13 protein-coding genes are annotated in these 17283 nt (G+C 72.8%); 5 read left to right on the forward strand and 8 right to left on the reverse strand.

What is annotated here, in order from left to right; translation table 11 throughout:
- The first annotated feature begins 194 nt into the window (after positions 1-194).
- From HHX30_RS01495 to HHX30_RS01515, 5 genes are all read left to right on the forward strand, one after another.
- Positions 195-1217: an ABC transporter permease gene (locus HHX30_RS01495; protein WP_169978549.1), complete on the forward strand. Its 1023-nt coding sequence runs from the start codon at positions 195-197 to the stop codon at positions 1215-1217.
- A 32-nt stretch (positions 1218-1249) separates the two neighbouring features.
- Positions 1250-3043, forward strand: a complete 1794-nt coding sequence (locus HHX30_RS01500; RefSeq protein ID WP_169978551.1) for an ABC transporter substrate-binding protein — start codon at positions 1250-1252, stop codon at positions 3041-3043.
- A 75-nt stretch (positions 3044-3118) separates the two neighbouring features.
- On the forward strand, positions 3119-4099 hold the full coding sequence (locus HHX30_RS01505; protein ID WP_169978553.1) for an ABC transporter permease: 981 nt from the start codon (positions 3119-3121) through the stop codon (positions 4097-4099).
- Between the two features lie 40 nt (positions 4100-4139).
- The gene (locus HHX30_RS01510; RefSeq protein WP_311922002.1) at positions 4140-5294 is read left to right on the forward strand and encodes an ABC transporter ATP-binding protein; all 1155 of its coding nucleotides are present in this window, start codon (positions 4140-4142) and stop codon (positions 5292-5294) included.
- Positions 5291-6322: an ABC transporter ATP-binding protein gene (locus HHX30_RS01515; protein ID WP_169978555.1), complete on the forward strand. Its 1032-nt coding sequence runs from the start codon at positions 5291-5293 to the stop codon at positions 6320-6322. Before HHX30_RS01510 ends, HHX30_RS01515 begins: the two co-directional genes overlap by 4 nt.
- A gap of 142 nt (positions 6323-6464) precedes the next feature.
- Here the strand turns inward: HHX30_RS01515 and rpe are convergent, their stop codons facing one another.
- The 8 genes from rpe to HHX30_RS41170 all read right to left on the reverse strand — a co-directional run bounded on the left by rpe (position 6465) and on the right by HHX30_RS41170 (position 17179).
- Positions 6465-7136 carry a ribulose-phosphate 3-epimerase gene (rpe, locus tag HHX30_RS01520; protein WP_169978557.1) on the reverse strand — a complete coding sequence of 224 codons (672 nt, stop codon included), beginning with the start codon at positions 7134-7136 and terminating at the stop codon, positions 6465-6467.
- A gap of 59 nt (positions 7137-7195) precedes the next feature.
- Positions 7196-8083 (reverse strand): MBL fold metallo-hydrolase, encoded by an 888-nt coding sequence (locus HHX30_RS01525; protein ID WP_169978558.1) that lies wholly within the window; start codon positions 8081-8083, stop codon positions 7196-7198.
- Positions 8084-8309: 226 nt separating this feature from the next.
- On the reverse strand, positions 8310-9593 hold the full coding sequence (locus HHX30_RS01530) for an RsmB/NOP family class I SAM-dependent RNA methyltransferase (RefSeq protein WP_249349591.1): 1284 nt from the start codon (positions 9591-9593) through the stop codon (positions 8310-8312).
- A gap of 428 nt (positions 9594-10021) precedes the next feature.
- Positions 10022-10951: a methionyl-tRNA formyltransferase gene (gene fmt, locus HHX30_RS01535; protein ID WP_169978562.1), complete on the reverse strand. Its 930-nt coding sequence runs from the start codon at positions 10949-10951 to the stop codon at positions 10022-10024.
- Positions 10951-11499, reverse strand: coding sequence for a peptide deformylase (gene def / locus HHX30_RS01540; protein WP_169978564.1), 549 nt, complete (start codon positions 11497-11499; stop codon positions 10951-10953). Before def ends, fmt begins: the two co-directional genes overlap by 1 nt.
- Positions 11500-11545: 46 nt before the next feature.
- Complete coding sequence (locus tag HHX30_RS01545) at positions 11546-12787, reverse strand: hypothetical protein (RefSeq protein WP_169978566.1); 1242 nt, start codon at positions 12785-12787, stop codon at positions 11546-11548.
- 23 nt (positions 12788-12810) lie between these two features.
- Complete coding sequence (locus HHX30_RS01550; RefSeq protein WP_169978568.1) at positions 12811-14475, reverse strand: hypothetical protein; 1665 nt, start codon at positions 14473-14475, stop codon at positions 12811-12813.
- 40 nt (positions 14476-14515) lie between these two features.
- On the reverse strand, positions 14516-17179 hold the full coding sequence (locus HHX30_RS41170) for a primosomal protein N' (protein WP_311922009.1): 2664 nt from the start codon (positions 17177-17179) through the stop codon (positions 14516-14518).
- Between the last annotated feature and the right edge of the window lie 104 nt (positions 17180-17283).

The following is a 17283-nucleotide window of genomic DNA, read 5'->3' on the forward strand; positions in this document are numbered from 1 at the left end:
ATAAACAGTCTCCCGTGCCGCGTATACCGAGGTCAATGCGGTCGCAGGACACAAGGTGATTTACTTTGCACAACGAAGCAAGCAAGTGGCGAACTACCCGCCTCAAGTGATTGACCCGCGCAAAATTAGTTGCCAGGGTTCCCTATAGTCGGATCTCTTCCGATCGTTAATGGTCCATCCGGGAGCACCGCACCATGACGTTCCCCTCCTCGACCACGACCGACGACACCGCCGCGGACTCCGTGGAGACGACGGCATCGTCCGGGTCCGGTCCCGCCATCGTCGGCCGTTCGCCCGGTCAGCTCATGTGGCGCCGGTTCCGGCGCGACAAGACCGGCGTGGTCTCGGCGATCATCGTGCTCGCGTTCTTCCTGATCGCGCTCCTGGCACCCGTGATCTCCGCCTTGTACGGCAAGGACCCGTACACCACATATGGGCAGAACCAGCCGGGCCTGCTCAACGAGTACGGCTATCCCGTCGCCCCGAACGGCGGCATGAGCGGCGAGTTCTGGTTCGGCCTGGAGCCGGGCCTGGGCCGTGACGTATTCATGCAGCTCGTGTACGGCATTCGCACGTCGCTGAGCATCGCGATCATCGTGACCGTGATCACGACGGTCATCGGCGTCGTGATGGGCATCACCTCGGGCTACCTCGGCGGCAAGACCGACTACGTGATCGGCCGTGTCATCGACACGCTGCTGGCCTTCCCCTCGCAGCTCTTCCTGATCGTCTTCCTGCCGGTCGTCGAGGCCGCGATCGTGCTGCCGGAGGAGGAGACGCCGGTCTGGCTCAGGTACGTGTCGATCTGCGTCGTCCTGACCGTCCTCGGCTGGGCCACGATCGCCCGCCTGCTGCGCGCCCAGGTGCTGTCGCTGCGGACGCGCGAGTTCGTCGAGGCCGCCCGCGTCACGGGCGCCTCGCCGGGCCGCGTCATCTTCAAGGAACTGCTGCCGAATCTCTGGACGCCGATCATCATCCAGGCCACCCTCGCGCTGCCGCTGTACGTGGGCGCCGAGGCGGGCCTCGGCTTCCTGGGCGTCGGCATGACCGAGCCCACCCCCGACTGGGGCCGGATGTTCCAGGTGGGCGCCAACGTCTACCACTCCGACGTGACGTATCTGATCTTCCCGGGCGTGTCGATGCTGATCTTCGTCGTCGCCTTCAACCTGCTCGGGGACTCCATCCGCGACGCCTTCGACCCCAAGACCAAGCGCTGACCACACGCGCTCTCCCCCATAGGAAGGACCATATGAGATCGCATAGCAGGCGGATCGCCTCGATGACGGCCGTGCTCGCGGCGGGGGCGCTCGCCCTCGCCGGCTGCGCCAAGGGCGGTGGCGGCGGGGCGCCCCAGGGCGCCGCGAGCACCTCCCAGAAGCCGCTCGAGAACAAGGCGGTCAGCGCGATCACGGTCGGCACCGCCCAGGACTCCACGGGCCCCGCCCCGGAGATCCAGGGCGCCAAGTCCGGCGGCACGGTCTACATGATCGACCGCGACGACTTCAGCCACCTGGACCCGGGCCGCGTCTACGTGAACTACAACTCCTCGGTGTCCAAGCTGTTCACCCGGACGCTGACGGCGTACAAGCACGACGAGTCGGGCAACATCAAGCTCGTCGGCGACCTCGCCACCGACACCGGCACCACCGACGACGGCGGCAAGACGTGGAAGTTCGCGCTCAAGGACGGCCTGAAGTGGCAGGACGGCTCGCCGATCACCTCCGCTGACATCAAGTACAGCTTCGAGCGCCTGTTCGCCGACTTCATCACCGAGGGCCCGGACTACGCCGAGACCTGGCTGGTCCCGGACCCGAACAAGCCGTTCCGCGACCAGTACAAGGGCCCGTACGACGGCAAGGAGCTCGACACGATCGAGACTCCGGACGACAAGACGGTGGTCTTCCACCTCAACGGGGAGCACCCGGACTTCAACTTCACCGTGGCCATGACCGGCTACGGCGCCGTGCCCAAGGCGCAGGACACCAAGCAGAAGTACGACAAGCAGCCGTTCTCGTCCGGTCCGTACAAGATCGTGAGCCACATCACGGACAAGTCGATGGACCTGGAGCGCAACGAGCACTGGGACCCGAAGACCGACCCGATCCGGCACGCCTACCCGGACAAGTTCCACATGGAGTTCGGGGTCCAGGCCCAGCAGACCACCGAGCGCTTCATGGCCGACACCGGCAACGACAAGAACGCGTTCACCTTCCACAACGCGGTCGCGGCCGAGCGCGTCCAGGAGGTGCTGGGCAACGCCGAGCTGATGAAGCGGTCGGTGCAGGGCCTGACGCCGTTCACCACCTTCTACAACATCAACACCAAGCGGATCACCGACGTCAACGTCCGCAAGGCGATCATCACCGCCTGGCCCGCCAAGCAGATCCAGCAGATCTCGGGCGGCGAGGTGAACACCGGCAAGATCGCCACGACCGTGATGAGCCCGACCGTCCTCGGTTACGAGGCGTTCGACCTGTACGGCAAGCTGGCCAAGCCCGAGGGCGACCCCGAGGCGGCCAAGAAGCTGCTGGCCGACTCGGGCAACCCGAACCCGACCGTCGTCTACGCCTACAACCAGACGCCGACTCAGGAGAAGGTCACCGTCGCCATCAAGGAGGCGCTGACCAAGGCCGGCTTCAAGGTGGTGGCCAAGCCGCTCAACCCGACGACGTACTACGACGCCATCGGTCCGGTGGACAACAAGTTCGACATCTACTGGGGCGGCTGGGCGGCCGACTGGCCGACCGGTTCGACCGCGATCCAGCCGCAGTTCGACGGCCGCCAGATCGCGGACAACGCGCCGAACTACACCCACATCAACGTGCCGGAGATCAACGAGGCCATCGACAAGGCCAACGCGATCACCGACGCCGCCGAGGCGGGCAAGGCCTGGGCCGCGATCGACAGGATGATCATGGAGCAGGCCGCGATCGTGCCCGAGTACTACCAGACCTACTTCGGCCTGTACGGCTCGGGTCTCGGCGGGGTGAAGATGGACCCGATCGAGGGCGAGCAGTCGGCGCTCGACATCTGGGTCAAGTAGCAGCAACCCGGTCCGCCGTCCCCGTCGCGGGGGGCGGCGGACCTCCGGCCCGCCCGCAGGAGCAAGTGCGAGATCATGACCAGCTTTCTGGTACGCCGCGTCGCCGGCGCCCTCGTGATCCTGCTGATCATCAGCGCGATCACGTTCTACCTCTTCTATGCGATCCCGCGTGACCCCGCCCGGGCGTTCTGCGGCAAGATCTGCCAGCCGGAGACGCTGGCGCTGATCCGCCACAACCTCGGCATGGACGAGCCGCTGTTCGTGCAGTACTGGCACTGGCTCGTCGGCATCTTCGTGGGCCGTGAGTTCGTCCAGTTCGGCGAGTGTCCCGCGCCGTGCCTCGGCTACTCCTTCGCCACCCAGGAGCCCGTCTTCGGCGCCATCGTCGACCGCTTCCCCGTGACGCTGTCGCTCACCCTCGGCGCGTCCGTGGTCATCCTGGCGTTCGGCATCCTCACCGGCATGATCGCGGCCTGGAAGGTCGGGCAGCCGCTCGACAAGGTCGCCAGCGCGTCGTCGGTCATCGGCGCCTCGCTGCAGATCTACTTCGTCGGGCCGCTGCTGGCGTTCTACCTCGTGGACACCATGCAGCTGATCCCGCGCCCGTCCTACGTGCCGATCACCGAGAGCCCGCTGGAGTGGTTCACCCACCTCCTGCTGCCGTGGGTGGTGCTGTCGATCATCTTCACCGCCAACTACACGCGCATGACCCGGTCGCAGATGGTCGAACAGCTCGCCGAGGACTACGTGCGCACGGCGCGCGCCAAGGGCATGTCGAACCGTGCGGTCTTCTTCCGCTTCGCCTGGCGTGGCGCGATGATCCCCATCGTCACGATCTTCGGCGTCGACCTGGCCACGCTCCTGGGCGGCGCGATCATCACCGAGCAGACGTTCAGCCTGCACGGCATCGGCGAGCTCGCCGTACGGGCGGTGCAGAACACCGACCTGCCGATGCTGCTCGGCGTGACCATCGTGGGCGCGGCGGCGATCGTTCTGCTGAACATCGTCGTGGACGTGCTCTACGCGTTCATCGATCCGCGGGTCCGCCTGGGCTGAGCCCCGCCCCACCGAGTCGAACCTGGAACTGGAGCAGCAAGTGACCACCGTGTCGTGGAGCGGCGAGCCGGGGACCTCGCGCGGCCCCGGGCCGTTCCTGTCCGTCCGCGATTTGAGCGTCGAGTTCAGCACCGAGGACGGCATCGTGCACGCCGTCGACGGCCTGTCCTTCGATCTGGAGAAGGGCACCACGCTCGGCATCGTCGGCGAGTCCGGATCGGGCAAGTCGGTGACCAACCTCGCCATCCTCGGCCTGCACGATCCCGCCCACACGAAGATCGGCGGCGAGATCTGGCTGGAGGGCGAGGAGCTGATCTCGGCGGGCGCCGGCACGATGGAGAAGCTCCGCGGCAACCGCGTCGCGATGATCTTCCAGGATCCGCTGACCGCGCTGTCGCCGTTCCACACGATCGGCCGGCAGATCGGCGAGGTCTACCGCAAGCACAAGGGCGCGAACAAGAAGGACGCCCGCGAGCGGGCGATCGAGATGCTGCGCCGCGTGGGCATCCCCCAGCCGGAGCGCCGCGTGGACAGCTACCCGCACGAGTTCTCCGGCGGCATGCGGCAGCGCGCGATGATCGCGATGGCGCTGGTGTGCGACCCCGACCTGCTCATCGCCGACGAGCCGACGACCGCGCTCGACGTGACGGTGCAGGCGCAGATCCTCGACCTGCTCAAGGAGCTCCAGCAGCAGTTCGGCACGTCGATCATCCTGATCACCCACGACCTCGGCGTGGTGGCCAACACCGCCGACAACGTCCTGGTCATGTACGCGGGACGGGCGGCCGAGCGCGGCACCGTACGCGAGGTGCTGCGCGAGCCGCAGCACCCCTACACGTGGGGGCTGCTGTCGTCCATGCCACGCCTGAACTCGTCGGTGGACGTGCCGCTGATGCCGGTGCGCGGCACTCCCCCGAGCCTGCTCAACCCGCCGTCCGGCTGCCCGTTCCATCCGCGCTGCGACTACCCGCGGCTCGCCGGGCCGGAATTGTGCTTCGCCCAGCGGCCGTCCCTCTCGCCGGAGACCGGGCACGGGGACGCCTGCTACCTCACCCTCGGGCAGAAGAGGGAACTCCGCACCGCACGGGCCGCCGGCACGGCGAGTGCCGATGACACCACGCAGTCCGGGGACACCGTGCAGTCCGGGGACACCCCGCAGGACAAGGACACCGCGCAGACCGGGGACGACGCATGAACGAGACGCTGCTGGAGCTCAAGGGGCTGATCAAGCACTTCCCCGTACGCGGTGGCACGCTGATCAAGCGTCAGGTCGGGGCCGTACACGCCGTCGACGGCATCGACCTCGCGGTCGGCGCGGGCGAGACCGTCGGCCTGGTGGGCGAGTCGGGCTGCGGCAAGTCGACGACGGGCCGGCTGGCGGCCCGCCTGCTCGAACCCACCTCCGGCCAGATCCTGTACCGGGGGCAGGACATCAGCCACAGCTCCCGCAGGCAGCTCAAGCCGATCCGGCCCGAGATCCAGATGATCTTCCAGGACCCCTACAGCTCGCTCAACCCGCGGCAGACCGTGGGCACGATCGTCCGCGGGCCCATGGAGGTCAACGACATCGACCCGCCCGGCGGGCGGAAGAAGCGGGTCCAGGAACTGCTGGAGATCGTCGGTCTCAACCCCGAGCACTACAACCGCTTCCCGCACGAGTTCTCCGGCGGCCAGCGGCAGCGCATCGGGGTCGCCCGCGCCCTGGCGCTCGACCCCAAGCTCATCATCGCCGACGAGCCGGTGTCGGCGCTGGACGTCTCCATCCAGGCGCAGGTGGTGAACCTGCTGCAGGACCTGCAGCGCGACCTCGGCATCGCGTTCCTGTTCATCGCGCACGACCTGGCCGTCGTACGGCACTTCTCCCAGCGGGTCGCGGTCATGTACCTCGGCAAGATCGTCGAGGTCGGTGACCGCCAGTCGATCTACGAGCGGCCGCGGCATCCGTACACACACGCCCTGCTGTCGGCCGTGCCCGATCCGGACGTGTCGAGCGAGCCGCGCGAGCGCATCCGCCTGGCCGGTGACGTGCCCTCGCCGATCAATCCGCCGTCCGGCTGCCGGTTCCGCACGCGATGCTGGAAGGCGCAGGACAAGTGCGCCACCGAGGTGCCGCCCCTGGTGCGGCTGAGCGGCAACCGCGAGGGTCACCTGACCGCCTGCCACTTCCCGGAGGCGCCCACCACACAGGGCGAGGACGTCGTGCTGGACCCCGCCCTCGCCTGACGCGGACCACAGGCGACAAGTGGACGAGCGGCGGCACCGCGCAGCGTGGCGACCCTGCGACGGGCCCCGGCCGGCTGGCGGCCGGCCCCGCGCCGCCATGCGCGCAGCCGGGCCGACGAGGCGGGCCGACGAGGTGGGCTGATCAGGCGGGCGGGGTGGCCCGCTCGGCCAGGCTCCTGAGCTCCGCGACGGCGCGGGCGGGGTCGTCGGCGCCGTAGACGGCGTTGCCCGCCACGAACACGTCGGCCCCGGCCTCGGCGCAGCGCTCGATCGTCTCCGTGGAGACGCCGCCGTCGACCTGGAGCCACACCTCGCCGCCGTGCTTGTCGATCAGCGCCCTCGCCCGGGACACCTTGGGCAGCACGATGTCGAGGAAGCGCTGCCCCCCGAAGCCCGGCTCGACGGTCATGACGAGCAGCATGTCGATCTCGGGCAGCAGGTCCTCGTATCCCTCGACGGCGGTCGCCGGGTTCAGCGCCAGGCCGGCCCTCGCCCCGGCGGCACGGATCGCCCGCAGCGTTCGCACGGCGGCCTTGGCCGCCTCGGCGTGGATGGTGACGCTTGCCGCTCCCGCCTCCGCGTAGTCCGGCGCCCACCGGTCCGGGTCCTGGATCATCAGGTGGCAGTCGATCGGCGTCGAGGTGGTCTTCAGCAGCGACTCGACGACCGGCAGACCGAGCGTGAGGTTGGGCACGAATTGGTAGTCCATCACGTCGACGTGGAGCCAGTCGGCGACGTTCTCCACCCGTGCGGCCTCGTCGGCGAGGCGGGCGAAGTCAGCGGACAGGATGCTGGGCGAGATCTGAACGGCCATAGTCCCTGCAGTCTATTTCGCCCGGCGTCCCGTCCGCCCCGCCCCGGCGCCCGGAACGGTCAGGCGACGGGAACCCAGGTGAACCGGCCGTCGGGGCGGTGCTCGGCCCGGCCGAAGACCACGTCGGCGAAGTGGCCGCCGTAGCCGATGGTGCCGGGACCGCTCAGCTCCTCTACCAGGCGGCGGCGGCGTTCCGCCGATTCCGCGGGGTCGTGGTCGATCGCGCAGGACCACTCGGGATGGATGACCTGGACGGGCGAATGGAGAGCGTCGCCGAAGGCGACGAGCCTCTGGTCGCCGCCCGTGATGACGTAGGTGGTGTGGCCGACGGTGTGCCCGGTGACGAACGACGCCCGGACGCCGGGGAAGATCTCCTCGCCGTCGTCGACTGTGCGGACGCGGGAGGCGAAGGCGGCCAGGCGTTCCCCGGTCGCGCCGCTATGGGCGGCCAGATCGCGCCGCTCCCATTCGGGCGCCGCGACGAGGTGAGGGGCGTGCGCGAACGGCGGAGCGTCGGCGCCGGGGGCGGCGCTCCAGGCCCAGCCCAGGTGGTCGATGTGCAGGTGGGTGATGGCGACGGCCTCGATCTGCCCCGGCTCGCGGCCCAGCCGCCGCAGATTGTCGAGCAGTTCACCGGCGGACAGGCTGCCCATCAGCGGGTTGGCCGGGTCGTCGGGCTGTGACGCGGGCCCCAGACCGGTGTCGATGAGCAGCGCCCGGTCGCCCCGCTCCACCAGCAGCGCGCCGAAGCCTCCGGTCAGGAAGCCGTCCTCGTCGAGATAGTCGTGGAGGGTCTCCCAGTCGGCGGCGGTGGCGGCGGGCAGCCATCCGCGCTTCAGCCGCCCCGCCCCGTCCGGGACGAAGCTGACCGTGAGCTCCCCCAGGCGCAGCGAGCGGATGCGCGGCGGGCTGGTCAGCCGGGCGCGGTCGAAGTCGGTCGTGGTCATGGGCCTGCCTCATGCTCACCAGGGTGCCTCCGGGCGGCGGCACGGCCCGAACGTTACCAACCAAGATCTCTCCGCGCCCCGGGAACAGCCGCGAAAACGCCGCCGCGGGCGAAACTCGTCGCCACCGGACGGACCGGTGCGCCGGGCGCGGACGTCACCCCCGACGAGAAGGACGTCGTGATGTCCACGACATCCGAGGACTCACGACGGGCGCCGGTGGCACCGGCTAAGGACGGCGCAACAGCGCCAGGAACATCGCGTCGGTGCCGTGCCGATGCGGCCAGAACTGCGCGTACGGCCCGTCACCGAGGCCGGGCACCTCCGGCAGGAACGCGCGCGCGTCCAGCACCTCGGCCCGGTCGCGCACGTCCTCCACCACCGCACGGGTCTCGGCCAGGTGCGGCGAGCAGGTCACGTACGCCACCACGCCGCCCGGCCGGACGGCCTCGAGCGCCGAGTCCAGCAGCCGCCGCTGCAGCGCGGTGAGCTCGGGGACGCTGCGGGGGTCGCGCCGCCACCGCGCCTCCGGCCGCCTGCGCAGGGCGCCGAGCCCGGTGCAGGGTGCGTCGAGCATCACCCGGTCGAACGCACCGGGCCGCCAGGCGGGCCGGGTGCCGTCGGCCGTGATCACCTTCGCCTCACGGGTGGTGCCCCACACCAGCCGGGCACGGTGATACTGCACGTCGGCGCCGAGCAGCCGGGCGCCCTGCCGCATCGCCACCGCGTCGAGCAGCCCGGCCTTCCCACCGGGGCCCGCGCACATGTCCAGCCACGTGGCGTCGCGGTCGAGCGGCACGCGGGTCAGCGCGAGCGCGACGAGCTGGCTGGCCTCGTCCTGCACCGCGGCGCGCGCCTCCCCCACCGCGGGGATGGCGCCCGGGTCGCCCTCCGGCAGATACACGGCGTACGGCGAGTAGGCGGCCCGCTCGGCCCCGGCCGCGACCAGCTCCTCCACCGTGGCCCGCCCCGGCCGCGCCACCAGCGCCACCCGGGGCCGCTCGTTGTCGGCCTCGAGCAGCGCGGCCGTCTCGTCCAGGTCCCCGCCGACCGCGTCCCGCAGGGCGGAGACGATCCAGCGCGGGTGGCTGTAGGTGACCGACAGGTTGCCGACCGGATCCTGCGCGCGCGGCGGGGCGACGATCTCCAGCCACTGCTCCAGCGTGCGGCCCGCCACCTTGCGCAGCACGGCGTTGGCGTAACGGGAGGGCCCGGCCCCCACGCGCAGCCGTACGAGGTCGATGGTGGCGCTGACCGCCGCGTGCGGCGGGATCCGCGTGCGCAGAAGCTGGTGGACGCCGAGCCGCACCGCGTCGAGCAGCGGCGGGTCCACCTCCTCCGGCGGCCGGTCGCTGCACGCGGCGATGACCTCGTCGTAGGTCCCGAGGCCGCGCAACGTGCCGTAGGCGAGTTCGGTGGCGAGGGCCGCGTCGCGGCCGGTGATCCGCCGCTGCCGCAGCAGCGTCGGCATGAGCAGGTTGGCGTACGCGTCGCGCTCGTCGACGGCCCGCATCAGGTCATAGGCGGCATTGCGCGCCTCGTCGCGGGGTGGGCGTCCGCGGCCCTGCCTCTGCCCGGCCTTCGCCGCGTGCGCGGACGGCCCGCCGTGGCCCGCCCTGCCGCCGTGCCCGGGGCGGGCCTGCCCGGCGCCCCCGCCTTGGCCCCCGCCCTGGCCGCCGCCCTGGCCGCTCCCCTGACCGCGCCGCGCGCCGCCGCCCTGACCTCTGCCCTGCTTCACGGTGTCACCTTCGACCCTGCCGCCTTCGACCCTGCCACTTGCCCATGCGCCGCTTTCGGCTCCGCCACCACTGGTCCGCCGTCTCCGGCTCCGCGGCCTTCTCCCCGCTGCCCGCCGCCCCGGCGGCGCCGGCACCCGGCGGGCCTGTCGTCGCCCGCGCACTCGTCCTCCCGGCGCGGCGCCGGGCCCCGCGGGACGGTCCTTCAGACCAGGGTCTCACCGTCCGCGAACCGGACGCCGCGGCCCCACTCGGCCGCCGTCATCTGCCGCTTGCCCTGCGGCTGCACCTCGCCGAGCTCGACGGGGTGGGTGCCGGTCCCGACGAGGACGGTCTTCCGCGTGGCCGCGATCTCCCCGGGGGCGAGCTTGCCGGCGTCGGGCGCGAGCCGTACCGGGCCGATCTTGACCCGCTGGCCGCGGAACTCGGCCCACGCGCCGGGACCCGGCGTGCAGGCCCGCACCAGCCGGTCCACCCGCATGGCGGGCGCGGCCCAGTCGATCCTGGCGTCCTCGACCGTGATCTTGGGGGCCAGGCTGACGCCGTCGGCGGGCTGCGGACGCGCCTCCAGCGTGCCGTCCTCGACGCCGTCGAGCGTGGCCAGCAGCAGGCCCGCGCCGGCCTCCGCGAGCCGGGCCAGCAGCGCGCCGCTGGTGTCGTCGGAGCGGATCGCCTCGGTGAGCACGCCGAAGACCGGCCCCGCGTCCAGCTCCTTCACGATGCGGAAGGTCGAGGCGCCGGTGACGTCGTCCCCGTGCAGCACGGCGTGCTGCACGGGCGCCGCGCCGCGCCAGGCCGGAAGCACCGAGAAATGCAGGTTGATCCACCCCTGCGGGGGGATGTCGAGCGCCGCCTGCGGCAGCAGGGCGCCGTACGCGACGACCGGGCAGCAGTCGGGGCCGATCTCCCTCAGCCGGCCGAGGAACTCCGGGTCCCCGGCCTTGGCCGGTTTGAGCACCTCGATCCCCGACTCCTCCGCGAGCTGGGCCACGGGGCTGGGGTGGACCTTGCGCCCCCGGCCGGACTGCGCGTCCGGCCGGGTCACCACGGCCGCCACCTCGTGGCGGGGCGAGTCCAGCAGGGCGCGCAGCGACGGAAGCGCGGTGTCGGGAGTGCCGGCGAAGACCAGCCGCACTACAGCGCCCTTCCCTGCGTGACGTGCGGCGAGATCTTCACCACCGGAGCCGACAGGCCGCTCCACTCGGCCTCGCGGATCGCCTTCATGGCGAGCTTGCGCTGCTTGGGGTCCAGCCGGTCGATGAACAGCACGCCGTCGAGGTGGTCGGTCTCGTGCTGGAAGCAGCGCGCCATGAGGTCGGTGCCATCGATCGTCACCGGCTCGCCGTGCATGTTGAAGCCCTTGGCCACCGCCCTGATCGCGCGGGGCGTCGGGAAGGTCAGGCCGGGGAAGGACAGGCAGCCCTCCTCGCCCTCCTCGTCCATCTCACCGCCGAGGTCGAGATCGGGGTTGATGAGGTGCCCGAGCTGCTCGTCCACGTAGTAGGTGAACACGCGAAGGCCGACGCCGATCTGCGGCGCGGCCAGGCCGGCGCCCGGCGCGTCCATCATCGTGTCGGTCAGGTCCTTGACGAGCTTGCGCAGTTCCTTGTCGAAGTCGACCACCGGCTCGGCCGGAGTGCGCAGCACCGGGTCGCCGAACAGGCGGATCGGCTGAATGGCCAAGGGTTGGCTCCGTTCACGTCACGTACACGAGGAGGATCACCTCAGTCTACGGGCGTGAGCGCACCTTCATCGCCGTCTTCCTGGCGGTCTTCGCGATCAGCGGATCGGGGTGGTGCCTGCCGAGCATCTCCAGCACGGCCAGGGCGTCGGGGTGATCGGCCCGGCCCATCTCGGGCACCAGCGTGAGCAGATCCTCCCCGAGGAGGTCGAAATGGGCCACCGAGTCCACCGGGGCGCCGATGTAGAGCAGGGCGGCGAGGGTGTCCACCGCGACCCAGGCGCCGTCGCCCTCGCCGAGGGCCGGCGCGTCCAGGTCACGCACGCCCAGCCAGGCCGCGGCGTAGCGCCACATCATCGGCTCGTCCAGGGCCTCCCGTACGGCCTGCTCGGCCTCCGGGCCCAGCTCCTCCAGCACGGTCCCGGCGGTGCCGCGCTGGGCGGCGTTCCCGGACGCGGCGATCTTGATGAGCTCGCGCGCCGCGTCCTCCGGCACCCGGCGCTCCAGCCAGAGCGTGGCGGCGCTGGCCGAGGCCCGGCCGGTCAGCATGGCGTCGATGAGCTCGGCTGCCCCCAGCTCGGCGAGCGCGGCCACCTCCCCGAGAGACGGCGCGTCGTGGCCCTCCCTGAGCAGGTCGCGGCGTACGGCCCACACGCCCGGCTGGGTGAGCCGGACCAGCTCGCCGGTCAGCTCGATCAGCCCGCAGTACTCCAGCAGCGCCATGGCCGCCGCCAGCTCCCCCGGCAGGGTCATCCGCAGCCGCCGCAGGTCGGCCGGCCGCGCCTCACAGCCCACCTCGTGGGCCTGGAGGATGCCGCCGGCCAGGGCCGCGAGCGGCATCCCCTCACGCACCGAGTAGATCGTCGCGAGGATCTCGGTGAGGTGCTCGTCGACGACGGCCGAGCCGGTCAGGCCCTCCTCGGTCCGGTCGAGCACGTCCATGACCACGCCGTCCCAGAACTCCATCGGGTCGGGCACGCCGGGCCCGCGGCGGGCGCCCTGCCGGGTGACCTCCACCAGACGGCCGTTGACCGCGACCACCCACAGAAGGCGCAGCCTGGGGGCCTCCAGGCCCAGCTCGGCGACCGCCGCCTCGGCCTCGGCCGGGTGCGGCATCCCCAGCTCGGTCACCTCGCAGACGCCCCGTGCCGAGGCGTCGCAGCGGCCCCCGACCCACTCGGCGAGGCGGTGGGCGTCCCGCACGAGCGGGACCTCCCGCACCGCGTGGACGAGCTGCTCGTCGGGGACGATGTCGACCGGCGGGAAGGTGAGCACGTCGCTGTCGGCCATTCCAGCAACTTACTGCACAGCAGTCACCTGATGCCCCGCGAACGAGCCTTGAAAGCCGCTTTCCGGGCGGCCTTGGCCGCCGCCTGGTCCGCCAGCGTGCTGCCGAGCAGTTCGAGAACCTCGACCACGTCGGGGTGGTCCACCCGCCACATGTCCTCGATCAGGTGCGCGGGCGGCCCCGATGCCGCGATGTTCTCCGCGAAGCCCTCCGGGTCGGCCTCGGCGGCGGGCAGCGCCAGCGCGAGCATGTCGACGCTCACCCACAGGACCTCCTCGGGGGTGAGCGCGGGCGCGTCGAGGCCGCGCGAGGACAGCCAGTGGATGGCGTGCGGGCGGAGCTCGGCGTCGTCCAGGTAGGACCGCACGACCGCCGCCGCCTCCACGCCCAGCCGGTCCACGATGGTCACCGCGACCCCGCGCACCTCCGCCGGGGCCCCGGCCACGGCGGCCAGCAGCTCCGCCGCCGCTTGCTCGGGGGTGCGCCGCGACAGCCACTCGGCGATGTCCCGCTCGGCCGCCTCGTCCGCCGTGCCGTCGCCGATGAGGCCGGCGATCAGCCCGCTCGCGTCCCCCTCGGCCGGCGCGGGCGCGAGCGGCGCGTCCAGGCCCATGCCCGCGTACAGCTCACGCAGGCCCCACAGCGCGTGCGGGGTCAGAGCCAGGCCGTCCTCGGTGGGCTGGACCGTTCCCGCGTACGTCAGAGCCGTCAGCGCCTCGTCGAGCCTGCCCACCGGCCGCCCGGCGGCCACCTCGCGCAGGTAGTCGGCGAGCGCGTCCACCGGGACGGGCGACTGCAGCCGGTAGAGCAGGTCGTGGATCTGGGACATCCCCTCGTCCACCACCGCCTCCCCGGTGAACGGCCCGCATCTTTCTACGAGGAACTCCAGCGTCCCCCGCCACAGGCCGAGCAGTTCCTCGTCCCCACGGGAGCTCAGCTCGCGGAACACCTCCCCGGTCGCGACGGCCGTGCCGTCGAGCCGGGCGAGGCCCAGGTCGAGCGCGAGGCGCCAGGCCGGCTCGGGACGCTCGACGCCGAGCTCGGCCGTGCACGCGCGGGCGTCCCTGACCCGCAGGGACCGGCGCGTCGTCACGGTCCGGCCGCCCTCCACCAGCCACGTCACCACCCGGTGGGCGTCGCGCAGCAGCGGCACCTCGTGCACGGCGCGCACCACCTCCTCGCGCGGCGCGAGCCGTACGGGCGGCAGGGGCGCGCAGCCGGGGCAGTCGCACTCACCGCCCTCCGCGCCGCCCTCCGACGCGCCCTGGGCCGCGTCGAGCTCCAGCGAGTCGGGCCCGATGGCACTGAACAGGCTCTTGGCCATGCCGAACTTGGACGTGTCGGCGAGCGCCCGCGGCATCTCCGGCTCGATGCGGTCGATGGTCTCCCGCATCCGGATGGCCGTCTTGCTGCCGATCTCGCCCGTGTCCAGCAGGAACTCGACCAGTGTCCGCGCCGCGGCGACCGTCTCCGGGGCGCTCTCCGGCGGCGCGATGACCTTGCGCGGATAGATCTCCAGCAGGAGCTCCTCGAAGGTGCCCGGCCGGAAATCACCCAGTTCGTTCACCTCCAGGTAGTCGCTGGCGTAGTCGCACAGCAGACGTACCTCGTCGACGTCGACCTCGACGCTCCGCTCGCGTCCCCAGGCGCGGAGGCCGTCGATGGCCCGGTTAACCCATTCGATCGACACACAGGCACGCTAACGGCTCGCTTTGTGCGAGGCGAATCGGTCAGATGAGGTCGAGAGGATCAATGTTCACACGTACCACGTCCGGCGCCTTGCGCGCGGAGCGCACACCGGAGGCGCCTTTGAGCGCGCGGGCCAGCGCGGACCCGAGGTGGCGCGGCACCCGGACCATGGCCCGCTCCGGCCCGCCCTCCACCGGCACCGGCCCCAGAACCTGCGCTCCCGGCGGCAGCACGGCGTCCGCGAGCGTCTCCCTGATCGCCGCCGCCGGCCCCGTCAGCGTCGCCATCCGCACGGCCGGGGGGAAACCCAGCTCGGCCCGCTCGTCGAGCTCGCGTTCGGAGAAGGTGACGGGGTCCCAGCGCAGCAGGGCCTGTACGGCGGGCACCGCGGCGTCGGCCAGGACCACCAACTCCCCCGCCGGCCGCAACAGGGCGGCGGCGTTGGTCCAGCGGCGCAGCGCCTCCTCGGCCGCCCGCAGGTCGGGGCGGCCCAGAAGCGCCCATCCGTCGAGCAGCACCGCGGCCGCGTAGCCGCCGTCCGGCACGGGCTCGGCCCCGGGCGTCGCCACGACCAGCGCCGGGGCGCCGCTCACGGTCGCGAGCACGCCGTCGCGCCCGCTGGTGCGGACGGCGACCGACGGGAAGGCCCGGCCCAGCTCCTCGGCCGTGCGCCGCGCGCCGACGATGACGGCCCGCACGCCGGTCCCGCCGCAGGACGGGCAGCGCCAGTCGCCCGCGATCCGGCCGCACCAGCGGCAGTACGGCACGGCGTGCCCGCCGCGCAGCGCGAGCGGGCCCGAGCAGACCGGTCCCGTGGCCAGGGGCTCCGCGAGCACCGGCTCCGCGAGCATCCTCGCCCTGCCGCCCGCCGGGCCCGTCCCGCCCCCAGCGCGGTGGACGTCAGCGCGGTGGACGTCAGTGCGGACTTCGGCACCGCCGACGTCGGCCGGGTGGACGCCTGATCCCCGGCCCGGGCCCGTCCCGATGCGGCCCCGCGCGTCGCCGCCGCGCGCCGCCGCGCCTCCCGGGGCGGCATGCGGCGCCGGGGCCGGGCGCGCCGGCGGCAGCCCGGAACAGCGCGCCGGGGCGCGGCAGTGCCGGCACGCCAGCGCGGGCAGGTAACCCCTGCGCGGCACCTGGACGAGCACCGGTCCGTGCTCCAGTCCCTCCCGCAGCGCCCGCCAGGCGACGCTGGGCAGGCGGGCGGCCCTGGCCGCCTGGTCGCGGGCCAGCTCCGCGTCGTCGCCCGCCGGGCGCACCCTGGGCGCCCGGACCCTGACCACCGCCCGGTCCGGGACGAGCGGGGCGGCCCAGCCCGTCTCGACGAGCGCCGTGGCCTCGGCCGTGCGCGCGTAGCCGCCGACCAGCAGGCCCGCCCCGGCCTGGTGGGCACGCAGGCCGAGCACCTCCCGGGTGTGCGGATAGGGCGCGTGGCGCTCGGCGTGCAGGTCGTCGCCGTCGTCCCAGACGACCGCCAGCCCCAGCCGGGCCACCGGCGCGTACGCCGCGGGGCGGTTGCCCACCACGATCCCGATCTCGCCGCGCAGCGCCTTGAGCCAGCGCCGGTAGCGCTCCGCGGGCCCGAGGTCCGCGGTGATCGCCACGTGCGGCGTCTCGCCCAGGGCCGCGGTCACCAGCGCCACGTCCTTGCCGTCGGGCACCACCACGACGACGCCCCTGCCGCCGTCCAGGGTCGCCCGCGCGGCGGCCGCGATGGCGTGCGGCCACGTCGGCCCGTCGGCGTCCGTGCCGGGCAGGGCCGTCCACACGGCGCGCGGCGCCCTGCCCTCGGCCAGCGCCTCCAGGAAGGATGCGCCCGCCGGGTAGGCCATCCAGGCGTCGCCGTACGCCCGCGCCGCCCGCCGTCCCGCCGTCTCGCCCGGCGTGTCCTCGCGGGTCACGGCCTCACCGCGCGCCGCACCCTCGCGCGCCGTGTCCTCCCCCGCCGTGTCCTCCCGCGCCACGCCCTCGTGTGCGCGAGCCGTGTCCGCGGTGTCCGCGCGAGCCGTGTCCGCGGTGTCCGCGCGCGCCGTGTCCTCCCGCGCCCCTTGCGCGCCCGCCGTGTCCGCGTCCGCGGTGTCCGTCTGGATCGTGTCCCCGTGGGTCGTGCGGGCGTGCGCCGTGTCCCCCTGAACCGGCTCCTGCCCGGCGGGCGCGGGAACGTCCTCCCCCGCGGACGCCGCCCGGCGGGCGGGAGCCTTCGCCTCGGACTCGACCCGGGCGTGACGCGGCGGAACGGCCAGCCGCAGGATGTCCGGCATCGTCCCGGCGTACCGGTCGGCCACGGCGCGGGCCAGCCGGGCGATGTCGGAGGTGAGGACGGGCTCCGGGGAGATCACCCGTTCCAGGAAGGACAACCTGCCCGCGTGCTCGCTCTCGGCCAGCCGTTCGAGGAGGTAGCCGTCGGCGAGCTGACCGGCGAAGCGGACGCGCACCCGGCAGCCGGGCACCGCCTCGGCGTCCATCGTGGAGGGGACGAGATAGTCGAAGGGCCGGTCGAGGTGCGGCAGCGGCGTGTCCACCACGACCCGGGCGACGGGCAGCTCGTGCGCCGCCTCGCGCGCGCCCTTGGCCGCGCCCGCCCGCGCCCCTCCCGCGCCTCCACGCTGCCGCTCGGTGCTTCCCCGCTGCCGCCGCTCGGTGGCGGCGGGGGGCGCCGGGAGGAGCGCCTCCTGCGGGTGCGGAACGCGGGTCGGCTCGGTCACTCCTACGTCCTACCAGACCCGGCGCGCCGCAATCACACGTACGCCCGCCGCCTGTGGACGGCCCGGCCCGGCGGCGCGCACACGCGAGCGGCGCCCGCCGTCAG

It is taken from the genome of Microbispora sp. H10836 (assembly GCF_012999525.1).
Classification (GTDB): domain Bacteria; phylum Actinomycetota; class Actinomycetes; order Streptosporangiales; family Streptosporangiaceae; genus Microbispora.